1 protein-coding gene is annotated in these 266 nt (G+C 35.3%); it reads left to right on the top strand.

What is annotated here, in order from left to right:
• A partial coding sequence (locus tag ETC07_RS15205) for a 4Fe-4S dicluster domain-containing protein (protein WP_136249331.1) occupies nucleotides 1-266 on the top strand: 266 nt, incomplete at both ends.

Below are 266 nucleotides of genomic sequence, written 5' to 3'. Positions count from 1 at the left end.
AAACTTAAAAGCAATGCCAGCGACAAATGAAATTGTTGATAAATGTATTGAGTGTGGATTCTGTGAGCCTACATGTCCATCAAATGACATTACATTAACTCCGAGACAAAGAATTGTAATCAATAGAGAGATTTCAAGACTAGAGAGAGCTGGTGAGTTTGATGAAGCCAAAGAGTACAGAGATTTATACCAATATGATGGTATTGAAACATGTGCAACATGTTCTTTATGTTCAAGTGCCTGTCCAGTTAAAATTGATACAGGTT

Source organism: Halomonas borealis (assembly GCF_004798905.1).
In the GTDB taxonomy this organism is placed as follows: domain Bacteria; phylum Pseudomonadota; class Gammaproteobacteria; order Pseudomonadales; family Halomonadaceae; genus Halomonas; species Halomonas borealis.
The sequence above is the reverse complement of the archived record's forward strand: the minus strand, read 5'-3'. Positions and strand labels throughout refer to the sequence as shown.